Raw genomic sequence first — 23,168 nt, 5'->3', positions numbered from 1 at the left:
CCCGGCTATCGGCCGCCGCCCCGGCTCTCGACCGTCCGCAGGTTCTGGTTGATGACGCAGCGGTTGATCCCTCTCTTGCAGTTGCCGTTGAGGGTGTTGGTGAAGACGCTGACGCTCGACACCTGCTGGATGCCCACGAAGGTGACCGCGCTGTTGGCCGCGGGGGCGTTCACGTTGCGGCGGCCCGCCGATATCTGCTTGGGCGGGCTCTTGATGGTGGGCGAGTTCGAGGTGTTGGTGCCCCCGGTGACCTGGGTCGCTCCGTCACCGTCGCCGTGGCCGTGGCCGCCGGCATGGCGGGCCGCCCGGAACGCTCCGGGAATGGGCGCGGCCCCGGCCTCCGGCATGACCGAACCCCACAGTCCGATGACGATCGCGGCGACGGCGAGCCGTCGCGCACCCGCCGCGAGATCAAGCGCGCCTGACGTCCGGTCGCCCATCGAAGTCCCACCCACTGCTCACGTATCGCTCCGCCTGCCACCCGTGTGGCCGGCCGGCCGGGGGGCGCTCCGGCTCATACCCCGTGATCCCGGTCGTCTCCCGCCGCAGGCGATCTTCTTCCTGTCGGGTGATCTCTTCTTTGCACAGGCCGAAGGCCCGGGCCGTTCGCCGGGCCCGGGCCTTCGGATCGCACCTTCGCTGTCGCGTCAGGCTCGCGTCATATGCGCGCCAGCGCGGAACTCAGCCGCCGGGACGCGCGCTCGGCCTGCCGGCGTGCCTTCTGCACGCTCCTGATCCGGCCGGCCAGCCGCTCCTGCGCAGCCTCCTCATGGAGGGTCCGTATTCGCTCGTGCGCCAGTTCTTGATGCAGATACAGGGTGGTGATCGGGGAGATGCTCATCTGGATCGGTTCCTTCCGGAATTGGTGTGGTTTGCTGGTCAGGCGGCGACAGGAGACTTGCGCGGGCGCCCACGGGGACGCTTGCGGGGCACGACGACCCCCCGCAGGATGAGCTCCCCGCCCCAGACGCCCCACGGCTCCTCGCGCTCCAGCGCGCGGGCCAGGCAGGCCTTCTGGATCGGGCAGCCGCCGCAGAGCGCCTTGGCGAACTCCACGTCCTCGGGAGACTCGGCGAACCACAGGTCGGGGTCGGTACGACAGGGGATCTCGGCTTCGATCAGGTCCATGACCGGGGCCGCCATCTGCGTCACCTCTTTGAATGGATTGGTCTGGGTGTCCTCGTTGTGGGGTGTGGATTCGTGGCCGACAAACAAGAAGGCCGCGGATCCTGGTGCGGATCCGCGGCCCGGAGGTGGAGACCGGTCAGGGTATGACTGGTCCTCTCCAGGCATCGTGCGGACCCTGCGCACCGCCGCGAGCGGCGGTGCGGATCTGCTCATCGCTCATCGGCCGGTTGACATAGACCGGCAGGTGGGCGGGGTTGCGGTGGCTGGCCAGGCGGGCGAACGCGCCGAAGGCGGCCGAGCCCGCGACTCCGGCGACCGGAGCCAGGGCAGGGGCGGCCTCGCCACGCCGCAGTTTCGTCGGCATGACAATGGCGGCCGGGGATGCGGAGGCGAGCCACAGCGCGCGGGACGTCGTCATGTTCCTCACTGGACTCACCTCCATTTCAGTGCGATCGCGCCGGACGGAAGCGTCCGGCTGACATGTCCAAGACCCTAAACCGCCGCGGCAGGGCGGGCAACCTATTTTCTACCTGCGATTTTCACGACTTCGTGACATCGGGATGCAGCGCGGGCGACACCCGGATGAGGCATTCCTGAACCACTGAGACGGCGAGTTCCCCCGAGGCGGTGAACATCTGCCCGCGGGCGAGCCCGCGCGCCGCCCCGGACCAGGGCGACTCCTGGGCGTAGAGCAGCCATTCGTCGGCCCGGAAGGGCCGGTGGAACCACATCGCGTGGTCCAGCGACGCGCCGGACACCGCCGAGGACCCCCAGGCCAGCCCGTGGGCCAGCAGCACGGTGTCCACCAGCGTGAAGTCGCTGGCGTAGGCCGCGAGCACGACGTGCAGCAGCGGGTCGTCGGGCAGGTCGGCGTCGTACCGGAACCAGACGTTGTTCTCCGGGGTGACCAGGGCGTGGTCGTGGGCGGCCTCCCACGTCAGCGCGTTCACATACCGCGCGTCCACCGGGCGCGGCCTGGCCAGCAGCTCGCGCCAGCCCGGCTCGTCGCCCACGACGTCGAGCATCCGCTCCTGGAAGGTCGGCAGGGTCTCGGGGTCCGGCACCTGCGGCATGCGCGCGGCCTGATGGCTCACGCCCGGCTCCTGGATGTGGAACGACGCCGACATCGAGAAGATCGCCTTGCCGTGCTGGATGGCCGTGATGCGCCGGGTGGTGAACGACCGGCCGTCACGCACCCGCTCCACGTTGTAGACGATCGGGACGGCGGGGTCCCCCGGCCGGATGAAGTAGGCGTGCAGCGAGTGGACCATCCGGTCGGACGGCACCGTACGGCCGGCCGCCACGAGCGCCTGCGCCGCCACCTGGCCACCGAAGACCCGCTGGATGCGCTCCTCGGGGCTGCGCCCCCGGAAGATGTCGAGCTCGATCGGTTCGAGGTCGAGCAGGTCCAGCAGCTCCTTCAGGGCCGAGTTCACAGGGGGCCTCCAGCGCACGCGGGTATTACTCGTCGGTAACACTATCGGCGCCGCGGCAGAGCTCGAGGACCGCGTCGCCGTACCGCTCAAGTTTGACGCGTCCGATTCCGGCGATCGCGAGCAGGTCCTCCTCAGAGGTGGGCACCCGCTCGGCGATGGCCTGGAGGGTGACGTCGGTGAAGACGACGTACGCCGGCACCTTGGCCTCCTTCGCCGCCCCCGTGCGCCACACCTTGAGCCGTTCGAGCAGGGCCTCGTCGTAGTCCGCCGGGCAGGTCGCGCAGCGGCCCAGCTTCTGCTCGGCCGCGGCCGAGAGCGTCTTGCCGCAGATCCGGCAGTGCAGCGGCGCCGCCGACCGCTTCGCCCGCCCGCCCGGGCCTCCCGGCCGCTCGGCCCTGGCCGGGCTCGCCGTACGAGGGGACAGCCCGTCGAGGAAGCGCGACGGCCTGCGGGCGCGGCGGCCTCCCGGCGAGCGGGCGAGCGCCCACGACAGATGCAGATGCTCGCGGGCCCGGGTGATCCCGACGTACAGCAGCCGCCGTTCCTCCTCGACCTGGTCCGGCGTCTCCGCGTAGACGATCGGGACCATGCCGTCGGTGAGCCCGACGAGGAAGACCACGTCCCACTCCAGGCCCTTGGCGGCGTGCAGGGAGGCGAGCGTCACGCCCTCGACCGGCGGCGCGTGCTGCTCCATCGCCCTGCGCTCCAGCTCGCCGACGAACCGGGGCAGGTCGGCGCCCTCGGCCGCCATGTCCTCGGCCAGGTCGGCGAGCGCCTTGAGCGACTCCCACTTCTCCCTGGCCTTGCCGCCGCCGGGCGGCTCGGCGGTCAGCCCGATGCCCGAGAGGATCGCGTGCACGGCGGGCGCGAGCGGTTCGTCGGCCGACGACCGCGCCGCGCCGCGCAGCAGCACCACGGCCTGCCGCACCTCGGGGCGCTCGAAGAACCGCTCCGCCCCGCGCAGCAGGTAGGGCACGCCGGCGTCGGTGAACGCCTGCTCGTACGCCTCCGACTGGGCGTTGACCCGGAAAAGCACCGCGATCTCGCGGGTGGGCACGCCGTCGGCCATCAGCTTCTTGACCGTGAGCGCGACGCCGAGCGCCTCGGCCTGCTCGTCGTCGTATTCCGTGAAGACCGGTTCGGGTCCGTCCGGCCGCTGGGCGACCAGTTCCAGCCGGTGGGGCGAGCGCGCCATGACGCGGTTGGCCAGTGTGACCACCTGCGGGGTCGAGCGGTAGTCGCGCACCAGCCTGATCACGGCCGCCGAGGGATGCTCGACGGCGAAGTTGGTCAGGTAGTGGGGCGTCGCGCCGGTGAACGAGTAGATGGTCTGGTTGGGGTCGCCCACCACGCACACGTCGTCACGCCCGCCGAGCCAGGTGTCGAGCAGCAGCTTCTGCAGCGGGTTGACGTCCTGGAACTCGTCGACCACGAAATAGCGGTACTGCTGGCGGATCTGCGCCGCGACCTCGCGGTGCTCCGTCATCACGGCCGCCGTGAGCTCCAGGATCGTCTCGAAGTCGATCAGGTTGCGCTGGCGGCGCAGGCTCTCGTACCCCTCGTACAGCCGCGCCACCTCCTCCGGAGCGATCGGCGGGGTGCGGCGGGCCTTGGCGGCGGCGGCCGGGTAGTCCTCGGGGCCGATCTGGGTGACCTTCGCCCACTCGATCTCGCTCGCGACGTCGCGCAGCTCGCCGCGGTCGGGGTTCCTGCGCAGGCGGCGGGCCGCCTCCACGAGCAGCGGCAGCTTCGACTCGACCACCTGCGGCGGATCGCCGCCGATCACTCGCGGCCAGAAGTAGCTGAGCTGGCGCAGGGCCGCCGCGTGGAACGTGCGGGCCTGCACGCCGGGCGCCCCGAGGCCGCGCAGGCGCTGCTTCAGCTCGGCCGCGGCGCGGGTCGTGAAGGTCACGGCGAGCACGCCCTGCGGCTCGACGACCCCGGTGTGCACGGCGTACGCGATGCGGTGCGTGATGGCGCGGGTCTTTCCGGTCCCCGCGCCGGCGAGCACGCACACCGGTCCGCGCACCGCCTGGGCGACCTCGCGCTGCTCGGGATCCAGACCGTCGAGGACGTCCAAGGAGCGGCTCCCAACATGCGTTGCGGACGTTGTTACTGGCATCATCCTTCCAGCAGCCGACCGAGCGTGTCCCGGGGACCGGTCGGCGCACGACGCGACATCGGGGAGGAACACGCCGTGGCCACCGCGGTCCGAACTGCTTTGGGCATGGGCACCGCCGCCCTCGCCGCCCTCATGCTCGCCCCGCCCGACGCCCGGGCGGCCACCTCGGCGGGCGACCCCGTCCATCACCCCTCCGCCTCCCCGGCTCCGTCCGCGACGCCCTCCGCGAGCCCGTCCCCGTCCTCCTCGCCGTCCGTGTCGCCCTCGCCGTCCCCTTCGGCCTCGCCCTCGCCGGCGCTCACGCCGTCCGACGTGCGGATCCGCACCTACGCGTACGGCTCGCACGCGCGCCAGATCATGGACGTGTGGTGGCACACCGCCGGCCCGCGCCGCCCGGCCGTCTTCGTCATCCACGGCGGCTGGTGGTCCGGCGGCGACAAGAAGTACATGACATCGGTCAGTCGCAGCTACTCCCAGCTCGGCTACACGGTGGTGAACCTCGACTACCGGCTGTCCGGCGACGCGGCCTGGCCCGCCCAGCGCACCGACGTGCTGACCGCCGTCAACGCCGTGCGCAGGCACGCGGCGACGTTCAACACCGACCCCAACCGCTACGTCCTGGTCGGGTTCTCCGCCGGCGGCCACCTCGCCGCCGCCGTCGGCGCGTACGGCGACGGCCGGCCGGGCCTGCGCGGGGTCGTCGGGATCTCCCCGCCCGTCTCGCCGCTGTCGGCGTTCACGGACGGCAGCGCGTTCGGCAGCAAGGAGCAGCAGAAGCTGCGCAAGGCCGCCATCAAGCTGGCCGGCGGCTGCACTCCCGCCAAGTGCCCGCGCGTCTGGGCGAGCATGGAGGTGCCGTTCCACGCCTCGGCCGGCGACCCGCCGATGCTCGCCTTCCACTCCTCCGAGGAGTTCGTCCCGCCGTACCAGAGCGAGATGCTCAAGGAGTCGCTGGAGAGCGTCGGGGTCCGGATGATCGTCAAGACGATGGCCGGCACCCAGCACAGCGCCCCGCTGTACCGGGAGCCGGGAGTCGCCGAGACCGTCCAGGCCTGGATCACCGCCCGGCTGGGGAGCGTCCAGCCTTCAGGGAGTGTCGCGGGGTAGGCGGGAACAGCCGGCGCGCTCGCGATGTTGCCATGACTGCTCTCGGCAACAGTGATGCGCACGGAAGGGACGACAGATGGCGCTGACGGTTTACACCACGAGCTGGTGCGGCCCCTGTAAGCGGTTGAAGAGCCAGCTCACCCGGGAGGGCATCGTCTTCAGCGAGGTCGACATCGAGCGCCACCCGGACGCCGCCGATTTCGTCGCGAGCGTGAACAACGGCAACCAGGTCGTCCCCACGGTGGTCGCGGACTGCCACACCATGACCAACCCCTCGGTGGCCGAGGTGAAGCGGCACCTCGAAGGCGCCTGCTGAACTACCAGCCGGTGTCGGGGATCGGCGCTCCGTACCAGGTCTCGATCAGCCGCCGGGCGATCGAGACCTGGCCGGGCAGCACCAGGTCGCCCGAGCGCACCGCGGTCTCCAGCTCCTCCCGGGACAGCCAGCGGGCCTCGGCGATCTCCTCCAGGTCGGGACGCAGGTCGGTGGTGACGGCGCGGGCGAAGAAGCCGAGCATCAGGCTGCGCGGGAACGGCCAGGGCTGGCTGCCGAGATAACGCGGCGCGGTGACGGCGACGCCCACCTCTTCCAGGACCTCGCGGACCACCGCGTGCTCCAGCGACTCCCCCGGCTCGACGAACCCGGCGAGCACCGACATCCGGCCCCGCGGCCACTCCGGGCCGCGGGCGAGCAGGACGCGGCCCTCGTCGTCGTGCACCAGCATGATCACCGCGGGGTCGACGCGCGGGAAGTGCTGGCTGCCGTCGCGCGGGCACACCCGCATGTGACCCGACGCCGTGACGTCGGTGACGCTGCCGCACCTCGGGCAGTACTCGTGCGTCGCGTGCCACGCCTCCAGGGCCACCGCGTAGACGAGCAGCCCGGCGTCGCGGTCGTCCAGCAGCACCGCGGCCTCCCTGAGGCCCGCCACATCGCCCTCAGGCAGTGGCGCGTTGACCGCGAAGTACGGCACGCCGTCCTCGTCCACGCCCAGCAGGTAACGCGTCCCCTCCGGCGCCTCGGCCGGCGAGGTGAGCACCAGGGCCGCGCCGTCGGTGAAGCGGCGGACCAGCGTGCGGCCGTCGTGGATGAGGAGGACTCTCGTCTTCTCCGCCTCCCACGCGCGCCGCAGCCATTCCTCGTCGCCGCGCAGGGCCGCCGATCTGTCGATGGCGCTCCTCGCCAGGAGCAGGGGGCCGAGCAGTCCGTCCGCGATTTCCACGCCGTCATCCTTCCACTGCCGCCGCCCCGGCAATCTCCCCGCCCTTTCCCGTTCTCCGGTCAAAAGATCGCGGTCCCGGCTAGGATGCGGTCACTTAGGTTAGCCTTACCTATGGAGGGCCGGTGCGGCTGTACCTCACCACGCTCAACCCGACCGATTCGGTGACCGGCGGGTTCCTCCCCGCCGCGGCCGCGCTGGGCTGGGACGTGACGATACTCACCGACCAGCCTGATCGGTATCCCGGGTACGACGTCGTGGCGGCGGACGTCCGCGATCCCCGGGCCGTGATCGACGCGGTGGCCGCCCGCCACCGGCCCGATGTGATCTTCTCCAACTCCGACCATCTCCAGGCCGCCACCGCGCTCGCCGCCGAGTATTTCGGCCTGCCCGGCAAGGACTGGCGGGCCTGCGTCACCGCCAAGAACAAGGCGCTCACCCGCCGCGCCCTCGCCGCCGTCGAACCGGTCAGGTCCGTACGGCTGCCGCCCGGCGCCGACCTGCCCGAGGGCCTGCCGTACCCGGTCGTGGTCAAGCCCGCGCTGGGCGTGGCCAGCGAGGACGTCGTGCTGGTGGACAACCCGGACGTGCTGGCCTCCGCCGTCGCGGCGATCAGGGAACGGCGCCCGGAGGAGGTCCTGGTCGCGGAGGAGTTCCTCGAAGGACCGGTCCGCACGCTGGAGACGCTGGGCGACGGCGCCTCCCGGCGGGTCGTCGGCGGGTTCGCCACCACGCTCGGCCCGCTTCCGCACTTCGTGGAGGAGCGCCTGGACTGGCGGCCCCCGGACGCCGGCCACCTGCCTCACCTGAGCGCGGCGCTCGACGCGGCGGGGATCGGCTTCGGGGTGTGCCACACCGAGTACGCCGTCACGCGGGACGGCCCCCGCGTCATCGAGATCAACTATCGGCTGATCGGCGACAACTGCGACTTCCTGCTGGCCGACCTCCTCGGTGTGCCCCTGCACGAATGGATCCTGCGCGTCCACGCGGGCGAGCCGCTGTCCGCGTTCCCTCTGGACGGCCTTCGCGCGGCGTACGGGTCCGTGGTCAGCCTGGTGGCCGAGCGCTCCGGCACGGTCACCGCCGCGCCGCCGGACCTGTCCGCGCCGGACCCGTCGGCCACGGAGTCGGCGAACGGCGTGCGGCTGTGGCACCGGGCACTGCGCGAGATCGGCGATCATGTCGAGGTGACGGGCACCAACCGCGACTACCTCGGCCTGCTCCGCGCCGTCGGCCCGGACCGCGCGAGCGTCGACACCGCCATCGACACCTTCAGGAAGGAGCACCCTTGGGTGCTCGCATGATCCCCGCGGCCCCCGGCCGCCGCGAGGCCACGAGCCGGGAGCACTACCTGGCCGTGCGGGTGCTGAACGCGCTGCTGCGGGAGGACTACGCCGGGATCTCCGCCAGGGTCACCCACGACAAGGACGGGGTCGCCATCGTCCTCGCCTCCGGACGGCGGGTCGGGCTCGCCGCGGGCAACCCGTTCCAGGACTTCGCGACGGCCCCGTACGAGCGCCTGGGCCTGGCGGAGGTGCTGGAGACGCTGGAGGCCGTCGCCCATCCCGCCGACGCCGAGGGGGTCTCCGCATTCGAGCGGGAGTGCCACGAGACGCTCGCGGCCCTGGAGACCCACCACCGGATGCGCGGCGAGGTGGCCCGGAGGCTGCGCGGGCGGCACGGCCTCATCCGCTACGAGTCGCTGGCCGCCGCAGTGGACCATCCGCTCTACCCGACGGCCCGGTGCCGCCTCGGGATCTCGACCGCCGACCTGGCGGCCTACGCCCCGGAGTTCGCCCCGGAGTTCGCCATGCGGTGGGCGGCGGCGCCGCGCGAGCGGGTGATGCTCTCCCGGCCGGACCTCCCCGGCTGGTGGCCCGCGCCCGAAGACGTCGGGCTGCCGCCCGGCCTGGCCCGCACGCACGTGCTCCTCCCCGTCCATCCGCTGACGGAGCCGCTGACGGCCGGGCTTCCCGGGCTGGTCACGGGTCCGCAGCCGTACCTGCCCGTGCGGCCGACCCTGTCGACTCGTACGGTCGAGGTCTCCGAGCGCGTCCATCTCAAGGTGCCGCTCCCGGTCAGCACGCTGGGCCTGCGCAACCGCCGGTCGATCAAGCCGGGCACCCTGCGGGACGGCGCGCTGGCCGAGTCGCTGCTGCGCGAGATCCTGGCGCGCGAGCCCGGCCTGCGCGTCCGGCTCGCGGACGAGCAGACCTACGGGCACGCGGAGCACGAATACCTGGGCTGGCTCGTCCGCGACCTGCCCGAGGGCGAGATCGTGCCGGTCGCGGCCCTGCTCGCGCCGCGTCCCGACTCCGGCGGGCGGCTCGTCCTGCACGAGGTGGCCGAGCGCCACCACGGCGGCGACGCGGAGGCGTTGCTGCGCGACTACCTCGCGGCGCTGTTCGCCTGGAACGTCACGCTGTTCGTCCGGTACGGCGTCGCGCTGGAGGCCCACCAGCAGAACCTCGCGCTGGTGTTCGGCGACGGGCCCACGCGGCTGCTGGTCAAGGACAACGACGGGCTGCTGGCCTCGCCCCGGCGGCTGCACACGGCGGGGATCGAGGCGCCGGACTTCGGCGACGAGCGCATGCTGACCGACGACCCCTACGCGCTCGCCGACGTCTTCGTGACGATCACGCTGCACCTGGCCGCCATGGCAATAGCCCACGGCGCACTGCCCGGCTCCGGCGCCACGCTCGTCGCACGGGCGCTGAGGGCCGCGCTGGAGCCGTACGGGGACGACCCGATGGCCCGGCTGCTGCGGGCCCGCACCCTGGAGGCCGCCCGTCTCACCGGCAAGTCGATGGTCGTCGCCGGCACGCTCGTGGCCAAGGACCGCACCGGGGCCAGGGACGTCAACAAGTTCTACGGCACGACCGGCCCCAACTACCTGAGGGGTGCCTGAGCCATGGACCGCCTTCTCCTCGGCTCGCACGCCCCGGACCCGCACACTCTGGACCCGCACGCCCTGGACCCGCACGCCGCCCCGGCCGAGGAGGCGGCGCTCGGGGCGCTGCTGCGCTGCTGGCTGCGCGAGGTCGGCGGCCCCCGCGGCCACGTGCACGGCGCCGGGCCTCACCTGACGCTCCGCGTGGCCGGCACGCCGGTGCGCGTGCGCGTCCGCGGCGGCATCGCGCTGCGCTTCGACGGCCCGCCCGAGCACCTCGTCACCGTTCAGGGGGCGGAGGGGCGCTGGCGGCCCCTGGACCTGCCCTCGCTCGTGGCGCTGGTGGAACGGGAGCTGGATGGGGGGAACGAGGAGTTCGCCGCCCAGGTGCAGGCCGGGCGGGAGGCGGTCGCCGCGATCCTGGCCGCCCGCGCGCGGGCCGTCCCGCCCGCCGATCCGTGGCTCGCCTCCGAGCAGGCCCTCGTGGCCGGGCACCCGTTCCACCCCGCTCCCAAGGCGCGCTCCGGTGACGGCTGGCTGGACTACGCGCCCGAGACGCACGCGCGGTTCGCGCCGCGCCTGCTCGGGGTGCGCGCCGACCTGGTGGTCCAGGAGGGCGACACGGCGGCGCTCGACGCGTTCGGCGGCGCGCCGCCCGGATACGTCCCGCTGCCCGCCCATCCCTGGCAGCTCGACCTGCTGGCCGCCGAGCTGCGCGGGCCGCTCGCGGACGGGCGCCTGGTCGACCTCGGGCCCGGCCCCCGCGCGGTCGTGCCCACGTCCTCGGTCCGGACGGTGTACGACCCCGGCACCGGCATGTGCCTGAAGTTCAGCCTGGACGTGCGGATCACCAACTGCGTGCGGAAGAACGCATGGTACGAGCTGTCCGGCGCGGTCGAGCTGACCCGGCGGCTCGCCCCCGTCTTCGCGCGGCTGGCTCGGCGTTTCCCCGGCACGCGGTGGCTGTCCGAGCCCGGCTACCGCTCGGCAGCCCTGGGCACCCGGCTGCTCGAAGGGCTGGGGGTGATCGTCCGTACCGGCCCGTGGGCGGTCTGCGGGCCGGGGACCACGCCGGTCCTCGCCGGCGCCCTGGCCGCCGGTGCGGACGGGGTTCCCGAGGCCGTCCTGGCCCGCCGGGCGGCCGACCCGGTCGCGTGGTGGGAGGCGTACGTCGAGCGCGTGGCGTTCCCGGTGCTCGACGCCTTCTTCCGGCACGGCGTCGTGCTCGAAGCGCACGTGCAGAACGTGCTCGTCGGGTTCGACGCCTCCGGATGGCCGGTCGAGGCGGTCTTCCGCGACCTGGAGGGCACCAAGCTGGTCACCGGCCGGCACGACCTGACCGGCCTGCCGGGCGAGGTGGCGGGTCCCCTGTCGTACGACGCCGCACGTGGCTGGGACCGGGTCGCCTACTGCCTGTTCGTCAACCACCTGGCGGAGGTGGCCGCGACGGTGTCCTCGACGGTGGCGGGCACGGCCGACGGCGTCCTGCGGGCGTTGTGGGCGGTCGCCCGGGAGTCCCTGGAGCGCTATGCCGCGGAGCACACAACCGACTCGGCCGAGCCGCTGACGCGGCTGCTGGCCGGGGCGCCGCTGCCGGCCAAGGCCAACCTCGGCGTGCGCTGGGCGAGGGCGGCCGACCGGACCGCCGGATACGTGCCCGTCCCGAACCCGCTTCGTGTGGCGGAAGGAGAGCGCCGATGAGCATCGAGGTTCCGGCGGGCGTGCGGACGGCCGCCGAGTCGCTGGACGACGTCCCCGCCTACGTCTACGACCTGGCCGGGCTCGCCCGCCACGCGGCCGCTGTGCGGGCCGCCCTGGCGGGGACGGAGATCTGCTACGCCGTCAAGGCCAACCCCGACCCGGAGGTGCTGCACGCGCTCGCCCCGCATGTGGACGGCTTCGAGGTCTCCTCGGGCGGCGAGTTCGCGCACGTCAGGGCGGTGCTGCCGGAGGTCCCGCTGAGCTTCGGCGGCCCGGGGAAGACCGGCGCGGAGCTGACCCTCGCCCCTTCGGCGTACCGCTGGCACGTCGAGAGCCCGGCCGAGCTGCGGCGCCTGCGTGAACCGGCGGACGTGCTGCTGCGGGTCAACCTCGACGTGCCCGTCACCGGCGCGGCCCTCGCGATGGGCGGCGGCGCCACGCCGTTCGGCATGGACCCGGGCGGGGTCGCCGAGTGCCTGGCCCTGCTCGGGACCTCGCCGGTGCGGCTGCGCGGCGTCCACGCCCACCTCGCGAGCGGCCTGGCCGCCGCCGACCTGCTCGCGCTCGCCGAGGCCGTCCTTTCGTACGGCAGGAGCCTCGGCCTGCGCGAGTTCAACCTGGGCGGCGGCATGGCCGTCTCCTACACCCGCCCGGACGAACGGTTCGACTGGGCGGCGTACGGCGCGGGCCTGCGGGCGCTGGCCCTGCCGGGCGAGACGCTGCGCGTGGAGCCGGGACGCGCCCTGACGGCCTACTGCGGCTGGTATCTCACCACCGTGCTCGACGTGAAGCGCGTCCACGGGGAGCGCTTCGCCGTGCTCTCCGGCGGCACGCACCACCTGCGGACGCCGGTGACGAAGGGACACGACCAGCCGTTCGCCGTGCTCCCGAGGGGTGAGGAGGGCGAGGACGGTCCGGTGACCCTCGTCGGCCGGCTCTGCACCCCCAAGGACGTCTTCGCCCGCCGCGTCACCGCCTCACTCGCCGTCGGCGACGTCGTGGCCTTCGCCATGGCCGGTGCGTACGCGTGGAACATCTCCCACCACGACTTCCTCATGCATCCGAAGCCCACGTTCCACTACCTGCGGTGAATCTCGTCGAGGACCTCGACGGGATTGGCGGCTCTCGGGGAAAAGTCACATACCGTCGCGGGATATTCGCGGCAGGTACGTCACGCATGACCGATTCGCAGATCCGGGTTTTCTCCTCCCGGTAGGGCTTTCCTTCACCTCGTCGCCCTTTCCGAAGAATCTTCCCGCCGGCGCTTCCCTGTTACTTTCCGTGGCGATCCGGAAACCTTCCGTACCATCAGTGGAGGAGCACGAGAGGATGGCGGCATGGCCCTCACGAAGCCGACCAAGCGCGGCAGGCACGACCACCCCGTCCCGCACAAGCAGGACGACCTCGCCACAGACGAGCACGAGCCCCAGGAGGCCAGGAAGCCCGAGCCCGAGCCCGAGGAGCCGCAGGAGCTCCCAGACGAGGTGCTGCACCTGTGCATGCAACTCAACGACGCCGGTTACCGGGCGGAAATTCGTCTCGGGCAGGTCATCGTGAGCCCATGGATGAGCGAGGAGAGCAACGAGATCATCGACCGGGTCTCAAAGCTCTTGTTTCCCCTGGGCATGGCGAAAGGCTGGCGCTTCTTCTGCAACTGGGCGGTCCACATCCCGCCGTTGCTCGACCACCGACTGCCCGACCTACTCGTCCTGCCCAAGAAGGCCGAGCGGCTCGATCGGATGCGGGTGCACGGGCACAGCGTCCTGCTGGTCGTGGAGGTGTGCTCGCCTGGCACACAAGTGGTCGACTGGCAGGAGAAGCCGCTCGACTACGCGCGGGCGGGCGTGCCGCTCTACCTCATCGTGGACCCTGTCACGTCTCCGCGCAGGGTGACGCTGATGAGCGATCCTCTCTCCGACCTGAAGCCCCTCGACTACCACCGGCAGCCGTACCGGCAGATCGTCACCGCCGAGGAGGGCCAGGTCCTGGAGTTGCCAGAGCCGTTCGGAATCAAGATCGAGACGAGCGCGCTCTTCGACCAGGTGCTCAGTCCTCAGGAACCCGCTGAATGAGCGTGGTGAGGCCGTCCGCGTCGAGGAGGTCCACGGGACGGACGGTCTCGTTCGAGCGGACGTAGTGGAAGGCCGCCCCGACCTTCTCCAGCGGCACCCCGGCCAGCGCGGCCCAGGCCACCCGGTAGGCCGCGAGCTGGACCGACGCGGTCTCGGCGGCCCTGCCCTGCGGCCGTTCCCCGGTCTTCCAGTCGACCACCACGTAGCCGTCGCCCTCGCGGAAGACCGCGTCCATCCGCCCGCGCAGCAGGCGGTCGCCGATCATGGTCTCGAACGGGATCTCCAGGTCGACCGGCTCACGCGCGGCCCACTCGCTCTCCTCGAACCGCTCCTGCAGCTCGGCGAGCTGGACGTCGGTCTCCGACATCTCGTCGGCGGCGCCGGGCAGCTCCAGGTCGTCGATCAGGCGCTGCTGGCCCCACCGCGACTCCAGCCACCGGTGGAAGGTGGTGCCCCTGCGCGCCAGCGGGGCGGGCCTGCGCGGCACCGGCCGGCGAACCTGCCGGGCGAACGCCGCCGGGTCCTGGGCCAGCGTGACCAGCGATGACACCGACAGCCGCGACGGCAGCTCCACGACCGCCCCGGCCCGCCGGCGGTTCGTCTCCCGCTCGCGCAGCAGCAGGTCGGTGTCGCGCGCCCAGGCCCGCATCCGCTCCCGGTCCCGGTCCCTGAGGAACGCGTGACCGTCGGCCGCCGCGGGCGGGGCGTCGCCCATCATCGCCTCCTCGACGAGGCGGGCGCCGTCGAGGATCGCGTCGCGCACCGTGACGGACGGCCACTCGGCCACCGGCGGCTCGGCGAGCAGCGGGTTGTCCGAACTCTCCGGATCCTCGGTCCAGCGGACGACGCCGGCGCCCGCCTCCCGGATCTCCCGCAGAAACTCCGACGGTTCAAGCGGCCGGGACGAGGTGCCCCAGCGGTAGCCGGAGGCGATCAGCAGGTAGTGCGCCCTCGTGACGGCGACGTACGCCAGCCGCCGTTCCTCCATCAGGTCGCGGTCGCGGCAGCGCTCGTCGAACGCGCCCAGCGCCTCCCGGTCCAGCCCGGCCAGCTCGGGCAGGTCCGCGCTGTCCCCCCGCAGCGGGTACGGCAGCTTGCGCGGGTTCTCCGTCCACCGTGAGTTGGTGACCGGGGTCGCGGGGAAGATGCTGCCCTTGATCAGCCCGCCCTTCTGGGAGGTGAGCTGCGACAGGCCCGGCACCACCACGACCGGCCACTCCAGCCCCTTGGACGCGTGGACGGTCATCAGCTTGACCGTGTTGCTGTCGCCGACGCGCCCGGCCTCCAGCCCGAACTCCTCGCTCTCCGCCGCCTTCAGGTAGGCCAGGAACGCGCCGAGCGTCGGGTCCTCCGAGTCTCCGGCGAACCGCGAGGCGGAGTCGAGGAAGGCGTCGAGGTCGGCGCGGGCGGCCAGCGGGCTGCCTCCCCTGGCGGCGACCTCGACGTCGAGCCCGAGCCGGCGTTCGATCTCGCTGATCAGGTCGGGCAGCGGCTGTCCCGCGTGGGCGCGCAACTGGCGCAGCTCGCGGGCGGCGGCGGGCAGCCGCACCCGCGCGAGCGGGGAGAACCTCTCCAGCCAGTCGGGCCGGTCGGGCAGCTCGTCGAGCGCGTCGATCAGGCTGCCGCGCTCCTCGGCGAGGTCGGCGACGACCTGGTCGAGCGGGTCCTCCGGGCGCGGCCCTCCCCTGGCCGCCCTGATCTCCTTGTTGAGCTCGCGGGCCAGGTCGCCGAGCACCTTCAGGTCGGCCGGGCCGATCCGCCAGCGCGGCCCGGCGAGCAGCCGGACCAGCGCGTCCCCGGCGGTCGGGTCGTACAGCGCCCGCAGCGTCGCCACGATGTCGGCCACCTCGGGCACGGTGAGCAGCCCGCCGAGCCCCACGACCTCCACCGGGACGCCCCGGGCCTCCAGAGCCCGGCGCAGAGCCGGGAACTGCGACCGCTTGCGAGCGAGGATCGCCACGTCCTGCGGCTGCAGGGCGGGGCCGCGCTTGGCCCGCTCACCCTCGCCCCAGGGCAGGCCGTCCGGGGCGCCCTCGCCGTGCAGCATCCGCGCAAGGCCTTCGGCGATCCACTCCGCCTCGTCCTCGGCCGTCTCGTGGAAGGCGCACAGCACCCGCCCCCGGCCCGCCCGGTTGCCACCCGGCACCAGCACCGGCACCTCGCGGGCCTCCCGGCGCAGGGGCGCCTGGATCCTGGCCGCGACGCCGAGCACGTGCTCGCCGTTGCGGAAGCTGACCGACAGCCGCCGCACCTGCGCCGGATCTCCGGAGGCCGCCGGGAAGTCCCGGAGGAACCGCGACAGGTTGCCCGCCGACGCGCCGCGCCAGCCGTAGATCGACTGGCAGGGGTCGCCGACCGCCGTGACCGGATGGCCCCCGCCGTACAGCGAACGCAGCAGCACGAGCTGGGCGTGGCTGGTGTCCTGGTACTCGTCGAGCAGCACGACCGAGAACCGGGACCGCTCGGACGCGCCGACCTCCGGGTGCCGCGAGGCGATCCGCGCGGCCAGCGCCATCTGGTCGCCGTAGTCGATGACCTCCCGGCCGCGCTTGAGCCGTTCGTACGCCTCGACCATCGGCAGCAGCTGCTCGCGGACGGCCTGGGTCTCCACCGGCTTGCGCTGGTCCTTCACGATGCGCCCGGTGAGCGAGGCCAGACGCTCGCGCAGCCAGTCGCCGACCTCGCGCACGTCCGCCGGGTCGCGCAGGTGCTCGGCCAGCTCTCCGGCCAGTTCCAGCACGGCGGCGGTGACGCTGGGCGGGGACAGGTCCACCCGGTCCATCGGCCCGTCGTACTGGCCGACCACCCGGGCCGCCATCTGCCAGGCGACGGCGGGCGTGACGAGCCGCATGGTGGGCTCCAGCCCCTCCCGCAGCGCGTGGTCGGTCACCAGCCGGGCGGCGTACGCGTGGTAGGTGGAGACGGTCGGCTCGGAGTCGAGCAGCTCGGGCTCGACCAGTCCGGCCGCCGCCAGCCCGGCCAGCCGCCCGCGCACCCGCTCGGCCAGCTCGGCGGCGGCCTTGCGGGTGAAGGTGAGGCCGAGGATCTGCTCTGGCCTGGCCAGGCCGTTGGCGACCAGCCAGACCACCCGCCCGGCCATGGTCTCGCTCTTGCCGGATCCCGCCCCCGCCACGACCACCATCGGCTCCAGGGGCGCCTCGATGACGGCCTCCTGCTCGGGGGTGGGCGGGAGGATCCCGAGCCGGCCGGCCAGCTCACCGGGCGTCAGCACACCTGTCCTCCGTTGTCGTTCACAGGGCAGGCGATTTTAGCGGCACAGGTGCGGCAGCCGTCGTTGACCGTGGCGACGAACACGTTGGCGGACATGCCGGTCGCCACCGTCTTGACCAGGTTCTCCGCCCAGTCGGGCTCGGGGTCGTCGGCGAGCGCCCGCTGCGCCTGCTCCCTGGCATCGGCCGACTGGCCCGCCGCCTTGCCCAGGTGCAGCAGGGACGCGCCGCCCGGCTGGACGAGGCCGTGCCGCTCGAACGCCCCGAGCGTCGTCGCGAGCTGGTACACCCCGAGCTGCGGATGCCGGTCGATCTCGGTGTCCTTGGGCCTGCCGCTGCCGGTCTTGATGTCGATGATCACGGCGCGGCCGGCCTCGTCCCGCTCGACCCGGTCCACCCGGCCGGTGATCTGGATGTCGTGACCCGGCACCCGTACGGTGAACGCCTCCTCCACCGCGACCAGATCGCGGGGTTTGTCCTTCTGCCAGCGGACGAACCTGTCGACCATCTGCTCGGCGACGCGGCGCTGCTTGCGGTTGAACCACAGCCCGCCGAAGTCGAACTGGTCCCAGATGTCGTCGAGCCGCTTGACGTAGTCGGTGCCGTCCTCGGTGGCCATCGCGGCGATCGCGTGGACGACCGTGCCGAGGCTCTGGGTGACGTTGCTGGACCCGGCCCCCACCGCGGTCTCCAGCATCCAGCGCAGCCCGCACTTGGTGAAGCTCTCCACCGACGACGGCGAGATCTGGACGACGTCGTCGGGCCAGCCGAGCGGCCGGTCGTCGGAGATCGGGGTCAGCGCGTACCATTCGCCGGGATTGGCGCCGGGTACCCCAGCCTGGGCGAGCCTGGCGAGGTGCGCGGCGGCCTCGCGGCGCAGCGCCTCGGACTTGCTCGTGTCGCACACGGCCGCGCGCAGGTCCGCGACCAGCGCGGGCATGCTGAGCCACCGGGCCCGATCGTCCACGGTCGCCGCCTCCACGCCGCCGGGCAGCAGCTCGGTGAGGAACCGGGAGGGCCGTTCGTCGGTGTCCTCTCCGCCGACGGCGGTGACGACGAGCTTCCTGCGGGCGCGGGTGGCCGCGACATAGAACAGCCGGCGTTCCTCGGCGAGCAGCTTGGACGCCAGCGCGGCCGTCGCGGCCTGCGTGGTGTCGAGCGCCGAGCCGCCCGCGAACTCCACCAGCGCCTCGGTGCCGAGGAGCGAGCCGCGCAGGCGCAGGTCGGGCCACAGGCCCTCCTGCACGCCCGCGACCACCACCACGTCCCATTCCAGGCCCTTCGACCGGTGCGCGGTCAGGATCCGTACGGCGTCACCCTCGGGGGCGGACTCGGCCAGGGAATCGCCGGCGATCTCCTGGGAGGTCAGGTCGTCGAGGAACACCGCGACCCCGGCCTTGGGCAGCCGGTCGGTGAAGCGGGCCACGTGGTCGAACAGGGCGACGACGGCGTCGAGGTCGCGGTCGGCCTGGGCGCCCCGCGCCCCGCCCGCGAGGCTGGCCTCCGTCCAGCGCTCAGCGAGCCCGCTCGCCTGCCAGATCTCCCACAGCGTCTCCTCCGCCCCCTGGCCGTGCCGTACGGCCTCGCGGGCGGTCGTGATGAGCCGCGCGAGGCGTTCGGCCGGCGCCGCGACGTGCGGTTCGACCCCGCCCAGCTCCCGGGCATCGCGCAGCGCCGCGACCAGCAGCTCGTCCGACGAGCGCGGGGTGAAGGGCAGCGCCGGCTGGCCCGCCTCCTCCGCGGCGCTCGCCTCCGCGGCGACCGCCTCGTGCTCGGCGATCCGCAGGGCGCGGCGCAGCCGGCGTACGCCGATCATGTCGGTGCCGCCGAGCGGGCCGGTCAGCAGCTCCTCGGCGGTCGCCACGTCGAGCGTGGCCGGTGCGACGGCGATCCGCAGCAACGTGATCAGCGGCCGGACGCCGGGCTCCTGCACCAGCGGCAGTTCGTCGCCCGCGACCACGACGGGCACCCCGGCGGTGACCAGCGCCCGCCGCAGTAGCGGCACATGCCGGACCGCGCTGCGCACCAGCACCGCCATGCGCGACCACGGCACCCCGTCGAGCAGGTGCGCCCGGCGCAGCGTGTCGGCCACCACCGCGGCCTCCTGGCTGGCACTGTCGGCCAGCAGGACCTTCACCTCGCCCGGATCCGCGTCCCCGACCGGGATCAGGTCGCGGTGGCCGCCGGTCCTGTTCTCGTGACCCGGTACAGCGGGAAGGCGGAAGGCGACGCGGCGGGAGGCCTCCAGCAGGGCCGGGCCGCTGCGGCGGCACACGCGCAGCGCCACCACCGGCGCGTCCCGTCCGTCCCGGGCCGGGAACCGCTCGGGGAACCGCAGGATGCCCTGCACGTCGGCGCCCCGGAAGCCGTAGATGGACTGGTCGGGATCGCCCACGGCGATCAGGTCGCGGCCGTCTCCCGCGAGCTGCCTGAGCAGGAACTCCTGCGCCGGGTCGGTGTCCTGATATTCGTCGACCAGCACCAGGTCGTACGCGTCCCGCTCGCGCCGCCGCACCTCTCCGTCGGCAAGCAGGCCTGCCGCCTCGCGGATCAGCTCCGAGTAGTCCAGCGCGGGCACCGGATCGAGGTCGAACCGGTCCTGGTAGCGGTAGGAGAACAGCCCGGCGGCCTCCCAGTCGGGCCTGCCGTGCTCGCGGCCCAGCTGCACCAGCGCGTCGCCGTACAGGCCGCGCTCGGCCGCCCGCGACAGGAAGTCGCGCAGCTCCTCGGCGAACCCCCGGGTCTTGAGCAGCTCGCGCATGTCCGGGGGCCAGTGCCGCGCGCCGTCCTCCAGCTCGCCGTGCAGCAGCCGCCGGATCTCCAGCAGCTGCTCCGGCCCGGTGAGCAGGCGCGGCGGCGGCTCACCGGCCAGCACCGCCTCCCGGCGCAGCAGCGCGTACGCGTAGCTGTGGAAGGTGAGGGCCAGCGGGGTCCTGGTGGTCCTGCGCATCCGGGCGGTGATGCGCTCGCGCAGTTCGCCGGCCGCCTTGCGGCTGAAGGTGAGGACAAGCACGCGCTCGGGGTCCACGCCGCGGCGCTCGACCCGGTCGACGACGGTCTCCACGATCGTGGTGGTCTTGCCGGTGCCCGGCCCGGCGAGCACGAGCAGGGGCCCGCTCTCGTGCTCGACGACAGCGCGCTGATGTTCGTCCAGCACGGGAGCCGCGCGGCGTCCCACGCCCCCGCGCCGCACCAGCCGGTAGTTCTGACCACTCACAACACAGCATTCCACCAGATCACTGGGGCAGATCGTGCCCGAATGCCCACTCCGTGTCCCAGTCAGATGGATCAGCCGGGGTGGATCAGCCGGCCGCGGTCACCCGTACGCCCGGCTCGTCGAGATCGCCGCGTTGGGCCCGCCAGAGCCGGGCCAGCGTGCGGCCGGTCGGGGAGGCCGGATCGGCGGTGTACATGACGACCAGCAGGTCGGGTTCCCCGGGCAGGGCCATGGTTTCGTACGCGAAGTCCAGGTCGCCGAGCTCCGGGTGCCGCAGCAGCTTGACCCCGAAGGTCTTCTCGGCGACCCGGTGCTCCTCCCACAGACGGGCGAAATCCGCATCGGCGGACAGGTCGGCGACGAGCGGAGCCAGCAGCGGGTCGTCGGGGTGTCTCCCGGCGTACAGGCGCAGATGGGCGATGGTCTCGGCGGCCACGGTCGCCCAGTCGCGGTAGAACGAGCGCGCCCGCGGCGACAGGAACGTCTGGCGGGCCATGTTGCGCTCACCGGCGGGCATGGCAGAGAAACCGTTGATCCGGTCGCCGAGCGTGTTCCAGGCGAGCACGTCCATCCGGGGCCCCACGACGCACGCCGGCACGGAGTCGGCCGCGTCCAGGAGCATCCGGACCCCGGGCCGGATGTGAGCGACGGGAGCGTGCCGGTCGTGCGGCGGGCGGAGGAGGCGGCGCAGGTGCGCCCGCTCGGTGCCGTCCATGCGCAGCACCCGGGCGACCGCGTCGAGCACCTCGTCGGAGACGTTGCGTACGCGCTGCTGCTCCAGGCGGATGTAGTACTCGGCGCTCACACCCGCGAGCAGCGCGACCTCCTCGCGCCGCAGCCCGCTGACACGCCGCCGGCCGTGTGCCGGGAGCCCGGCGTCCTCGGGCCGGATCCGGGCCCGGCGAGAGCGCAGGAACCGTCCCAGATCACCATCCATGGAGCCCAAGCCTAGTACCGCCATTACCAGTAAAAGGCGTGCGCTGGGTAGGCCCGGCCCGCCCGGCCAGAGTGGCTCTCGTCAACCTCGATTTTCGAAGGAGTCACGATGAGCTACGAGAGCCTGGCCGGACGCGTCGCCGTGGTCACCGGGGCCGCCAGCGGCATGGGAGAGGCGACGGCGCGGCTGCTCGCCGCCTCCGGCGCGAAGGTCGCACTGCTCGCCCGCCGCGCCGACCGGCTGGAGGAGCTGGCCCGGAAGATCGCCGTGGACGGCGGCGCCGCGCTGGCCGTGACCGCGGACGTCACCCGGGACGACAGCGTGGCCGCCGCCGTGGACCGGATCCACGCCGAACTCGGCCGTGCCGACCTGGTGGTGAACGCCGCGGGCGTGATGCTGCCCAACCCGATCGACGACGGCCGTATCGACGAGTGGACGCGGATGCTGGACACGAACATCGCGGGCGTCCTGCGGATGACGCGGGCCTTCACACCCGACCTGCTCGCGGCGGCGGCGGAGGGACGGGCAGCCGACCTCGTCAACATCTCGTCGATCGGCTCCCACGTCGTCTTCCCCGGCTACGCCGTCTATGGGGCGACCAAGGCGGCCCTCACCCACCTGTCCGCGAGCCTGCGCGCGGAGTTCGGCCCGCGGGGCGTGCGGGTGACCAACATCGAGCCGGGCCTGACCGCGACGGAGCTGGGCGACCACGTCGACAACCCCGAGCTCGCGGCGCAACTGGCCGGGATGTCCCAGGTCATCACTCCCATGACCGCCGAGGAGATCGCCGACCTGATCGCGTACGCGGTCAGCCGGGCCAGGCACGTCAACCTCCGTCAGGTCGTCGTGCTGCCGACCGACCAGGCCTGAGCAGGCCGGCCGGTCACGGGGTGTGAGGCCGGGCGACTCGGGCCCGGACAAGGCTGATGAGCGAGGGACCGCCCCAGAAGCACCACAGGGCGATGACGGGATCGCAGATGGCGCAGCCGAAGGACGAGTCATGGGCGAAAGGAATGATCGGGCTGCCCTTGAGGTGGTGGAGGATGTCCCATCCGGTGTGCAACAGCCACGCGATCCCGATGAACGTCCACGACTCCAAACCCCGGTAGGCGCAGTACGCGACGAGGGCGGTGAAGGGGAACTCCCAGCCGCCGAGGCCCCCGCCGCTGAGGTAGGCGGCCCCCGCTCCGCCCACCATGATGGCGTTGAAGCGACGGCGGTGCGGTTCGGGGATCAGCGACATCAGCACGGCGTAGGCGAGGCCGATCAGGATCGGCATGACAAGACTCATGATCGTGCGGCTCTCTCAGATGGCTGTCGTGATGGCGCGAGCAGACGGCCGGCACCGCGGATGGTGACGGCGAACCCGCGTCAGAAAGCCAACCAGCCGGTCGGCACGCCTTCCCAGGGGCATTGGCGACAGATGCCGACGGGATTCCGCCAGGCGTCGGGACGAAATGCCGCGCCCCGGGCCGCATGGAGACGGCCCGGGGGCGCAGAAGGCTTACCGGTCAGGAGGAGAACCGCCGGGACGGTCCGCCTACGCGGATGAACGTCCCTTGTCGGCTACCTCCCCGAGGGGGACATCGCGCAGGCTGAGCAGCAGGAGGAGGGCGCAGCCCCCCACGAGCGCGATGTCGGCGACATTGCCGACGAACAGGCCGCCGTAGTCGATGAAGTCCACGACATGGCCCTGGGCGAAGGCGGGCGGGCGGAAGAGGCGGTCGAGCAGATGGGATGTGGCGCCCCCGAGCAACACGCCCAGCACGAAGGTCCAGGCCGACGAACGCAGCCGCCGCCCGATGTACAGGATGCCGGCGACCGCGGCGGCCGCCGCCAGGGTGAACACCCACGTCGCCCCCTCGCCGATCGAGAAGGCGGCACCAGGGTTCAGCAACAGCCGCAACCGGATCAGCCGCGGGATCACCGTGATGCCCTCACCGTCCGAAAGCGCGGAGATCGCCCAGAACTTGGAGGCCTGGTCCACGAGAAGAACCACCGCGGCCAGTACGAGCATCCGCCCATATGGCCGCATTCCTGGTCTCGTCCCCTGCGAGCCTCGTCCGTCCGACACCCCTACCTCGCATTCCCCGACGTTCTCGGTTCCG

At 72.8% G+C, this 23,168-nt stretch carries 20 protein-coding genes; 8 read left to right on the top strand and 12 right to left on the bottom strand.

Annotated features, from left to right (window positions below; genetic code table 11):
• Positions 1–5: 5 nt before the first annotated feature.
• The 6 genes from ABZ857_RS33875 to ABZ857_RS33850 form a co-directional block, all read right to left on the bottom strand.
• On the bottom strand, positions 6–440 hold the full coding sequence (locus ABZ857_RS33875) for a hypothetical protein (RefSeq protein WP_357051396.1): 435 nt from the start codon (positions 438–440) through the stop codon (positions 6–8).
• A 218-nt stretch (positions 441–658) separates the two neighbouring features.
• Positions 659–841, bottom strand: coding sequence for a hypothetical protein (locus tag ABZ857_RS33870; protein ID WP_079315453.1), 183 nt, complete (start codon positions 839–841; stop codon positions 659–661).
• 38 nt (positions 842–879) lie between these two features.
• Positions 880–1,143 (bottom strand): WhiB family transcriptional regulator, encoded by a 264-nt coding sequence (locus tag ABZ857_RS33865; RefSeq protein ID WP_079315495.1) that lies wholly within the window; start codon positions 1,141–1,143, stop codon positions 880–882.
• A gap of 121 nt (positions 1,144–1,264) precedes the next feature.
• The gene (locus ABZ857_RS33860) at positions 1,265–1,546 is read right to left on the bottom strand and encodes a hypothetical protein (RefSeq protein ID WP_357051393.1); all 282 of its coding nucleotides are present in this window, start codon (positions 1,544–1,546) and stop codon (positions 1,265–1,267) included.
• A 121-nt stretch (positions 1,547–1,667) separates the two neighbouring features.
• Complete coding sequence (locus ABZ857_RS33855) at positions 1,668–2,564, bottom strand: acyl-CoA thioesterase II (protein ID WP_357051390.1); 897 nt, start codon at positions 2,562–2,564, stop codon at positions 1,668–1,670.
• A 25-nt stretch (positions 2,565–2,589) separates the two neighbouring features.
• On the bottom strand, positions 2,590–4,686 hold the full coding sequence (locus tag ABZ857_RS33850; RefSeq protein WP_357051436.1) for an ATP-dependent DNA helicase UvrD2: 2,097 nt from the start codon (positions 4,684–4,686) through the stop codon (positions 2,590–2,592).
• Between the two features lie 75 nt (positions 4,687–4,761).
• Here ABZ857_RS33850 and ABZ857_RS33845 point away from each other — a divergent pair, with 75 nt between their 5' ends.
• Positions 4,762–5,793, top strand: a complete 1,032-nt coding sequence (locus ABZ857_RS33845; protein WP_357051387.1) for an alpha/beta hydrolase — start codon at positions 4,762–4,764, stop codon at positions 5,791–5,793.
• A gap of 76 nt (positions 5,794–5,869) precedes the next feature.
• Positions 5,870–6,109, top strand: a complete 240-nt coding sequence (locus ABZ857_RS33840; protein WP_030507399.1) for a mycoredoxin — start codon at positions 5,870–5,872, stop codon at positions 6,107–6,109.
• A 1-nt stretch (position 6,110) separates the two neighbouring features.
• On the opposite strand, the gene nudC is transcribed toward ABZ857_RS33840, so the two are convergent.
• Entirely contained in the window at positions 6,111–7,016 is a 906-nt protein-coding gene (gene nudC, locus ABZ857_RS33835; RefSeq protein WP_357051383.1) for an NAD(+) diphosphatase, read from the bottom strand.
• Positions 7,017–7,138: 122 nt separating this feature from the next.
• Between nudC and ABZ857_RS33830 the strand changes: the two genes are divergently transcribed.
• The 5 genes from ABZ857_RS33830 (at position 7,139) to ABZ857_RS33810 (ending at position 13,676) form a co-directional block, all read left to right on the top strand.
• Positions 7,139–8,317, top strand: a complete 1,179-nt coding sequence (locus ABZ857_RS33830) for a siderophore biosynthesis protein (protein WP_357051380.1) — start codon at positions 7,139–7,141, stop codon at positions 8,315–8,317.
• Positions 8,302–9,921 (top strand): IucA/IucC family protein, encoded by a 1,620-nt coding sequence (locus tag ABZ857_RS33825; protein WP_357051377.1) that lies wholly within the window; start codon positions 8,302–8,304, stop codon positions 9,919–9,921. The genes ABZ857_RS33830 and ABZ857_RS33825 overlap by 16 nt, the downstream gene beginning before the upstream one ends.
• Before the next feature lie 3 nt (positions 9,922–9,924).
• Positions 9,925–11,604 carry an IucA/IucC family protein gene (locus tag ABZ857_RS33820; protein WP_357051374.1) on the top strand — a complete coding sequence of 560 codons (1,680 nt, stop codon included), beginning with the start codon at positions 9,925–9,927 and terminating at the stop codon, positions 11,602–11,604.
• Positions 11,601–12,695 carry a type III PLP-dependent enzyme gene (locus ABZ857_RS33815; RefSeq protein WP_357051371.1) on the top strand — a complete coding sequence of 365 codons (1,095 nt, stop codon included), beginning with the start codon at positions 11,601–11,603 and terminating at the stop codon, positions 12,693–12,695. The genes ABZ857_RS33820 and ABZ857_RS33815 overlap by 4 nt, the downstream gene beginning before the upstream one ends.
• Before the next feature lie 246 nt (positions 12,696–12,941).
• Positions 12,942–13,676 carry a Uma2 family endonuclease gene (locus ABZ857_RS33810; protein WP_357051368.1) on the top strand — a complete coding sequence of 245 codons (735 nt, stop codon included), beginning with the start codon at positions 12,942–12,944 and terminating at the stop codon, positions 13,674–13,676.
• On the opposite strand, the gene ABZ857_RS33805 is transcribed toward ABZ857_RS33810, so the two are convergent.
• From ABZ857_RS33805 to ABZ857_RS33795, 3 genes are all read right to left on the bottom strand, one after another.
• A complete protein-coding gene (locus ABZ857_RS33805; RefSeq protein ID WP_357051365.1) occupies positions 13,651–16,908 on the bottom strand; it encodes an ATP-dependent DNA helicase in 3,258 nt (1,085 codons plus the stop codon). The genes ABZ857_RS33810 and ABZ857_RS33805 overlap by 26 nt on opposite strands.
• Positions 16,902–20,123, bottom strand: coding sequence for an ATP-dependent DNA helicase (locus tag ABZ857_RS33800; protein ID WP_357051363.1), 3,222 nt, complete (start codon positions 20,121–20,123; stop codon positions 16,902–16,904). Before ABZ857_RS33800 ends, ABZ857_RS33805 begins: the two co-directional genes overlap by 7 nt.
• An 85-nt stretch (positions 20,124–20,208) precedes the next feature.
• Positions 20,209–21,060: a helix-turn-helix transcriptional regulator gene (locus ABZ857_RS33795; RefSeq protein WP_357051360.1), complete on the bottom strand. Its 852-nt coding sequence runs from the start codon at positions 21,058–21,060 to the stop codon at positions 20,209–20,211.
• Between the two features lie 108 nt (positions 21,061–21,168).
• Between ABZ857_RS33795 and ABZ857_RS33790 the strand changes: the two genes are divergently transcribed.
• Positions 21,169–21,930 (top strand): SDR family oxidoreductase, encoded by a 762-nt coding sequence (locus tag ABZ857_RS33790; protein ID WP_357051358.1) that lies wholly within the window; start codon positions 21,169–21,171, stop codon positions 21,928–21,930.
• A gap of 13 nt (positions 21,931–21,943) precedes the next feature.
• Here ABZ857_RS33790 and ABZ857_RS33785 read toward each other — a convergent pair whose 3' ends face one another.
• Positions 21,944–22,339, bottom strand: a complete 396-nt coding sequence (locus tag ABZ857_RS33785; protein WP_357051355.1) for a DUF6010 family protein — start codon at positions 22,337–22,339, stop codon at positions 21,944–21,946.
• A 261-nt stretch (positions 22,340–22,600) separates the two neighbouring features.
• Positions 22,601–23,095, bottom strand: a complete 495-nt coding sequence (locus tag ABZ857_RS33780; protein WP_357051352.1) for a signal peptidase II — start codon at positions 23,093–23,095, stop codon at positions 22,601–22,603.
• Positions 23,096–23,168: the final 73 nt, after the last annotated feature.

It is taken from the genome of Microbispora sp. NPDC046933 (assembly GCF_040644635.1).
GTDB lineage: Bacteria > Actinomycetota > Actinomycetes > Streptosporangiales > Streptosporangiaceae > Microbispora.
Note: the sequence above shows the minus strand (reverse complement) of the source record. Positions and strands in the feature narration are given on the sequence as shown.

Bases quoted from the DNA above. Each gene is read 5' to 3' on its own strand.
- ABZ857_RS33875 (WP_357051396.1), bottom strand. From the start codon at position 440: ATGGGCGACCGGACGTCAGGCGCGCTTGATCTCGCGGCGGGTGCGCGA.
- ABZ857_RS33870 (WP_079315453.1), bottom strand. From the start codon at position 841: ATGAGCATCTCCCCGATCACCACCCTGTATCTGCATCAAGAACTGGCG.
- ABZ857_RS33865 (WP_079315495.1), bottom strand. From the start codon at position 1,143: ATGGCGGCCCCGGTCATGGACCTGATCGAAGCCGAGATCCCCTGTCGT.
- ABZ857_RS33860 (WP_357051393.1), bottom strand. From the start codon at position 1,546: ATGACGACGTCCCGCGCGCTGTGGCTCGCCTCCGCATCCCCGGCCGCC.
- ABZ857_RS33850 (WP_357051436.1), bottom strand. From the start codon at position 4,686: ATGCCAGTAACAACGTCCGCAACGCATGTTGGGAGCCGCTCCTTGGAC.
- ABZ857_RS33840 (WP_030507399.1), top strand. From the start codon at position 5,870: ATGGCGCTGACGGTTTACACCACGAGCTGGTGCGGCCCCTGTAAGCGG.
- ABZ857_RS33820 (WP_357051374.1), top strand. From the start codon at position 9,925: ATGGACCGCCTTCTCCTCGGCTCGCACGCCCCGGACCCGCACACTCTG.
- ABZ857_RS33815 (WP_357051371.1), top strand. From the start codon at position 11,601: ATGAGCATCGAGGTTCCGGCGGGCGTGCGGACGGCCGCCGAGTCGCTG.
- ABZ857_RS33810 (WP_357051368.1), top strand. From the start codon at position 12,942: ATGGCCCTCACGAAGCCGACCAAGCGCGGCAGGCACGACCACCCCGTC.
- ABZ857_RS33795 (WP_357051360.1), bottom strand. From the start codon at position 21,060: ATGGATGGTGATCTGGGACGGTTCCTGCGCTCTCGCCGGGCCCGGATC.
- ABZ857_RS33790 (WP_357051358.1), top strand. From the start codon at position 21,169: ATGAGCTACGAGAGCCTGGCCGGACGCGTCGCCGTGGTCACCGGGGCC.
- ABZ857_RS33785 (WP_357051355.1), bottom strand. From the start codon at position 22,339: ATGCCGATCCTGATCGGCCTCGCCTACGCCGTGCTGATGTCGCTGATC.
- ABZ857_RS33780 (WP_357051352.1), bottom strand. From the start codon at position 23,095: ATGCGGCCATATGGGCGGATGCTCGTACTGGCCGCGGTGGTTCTTCTC.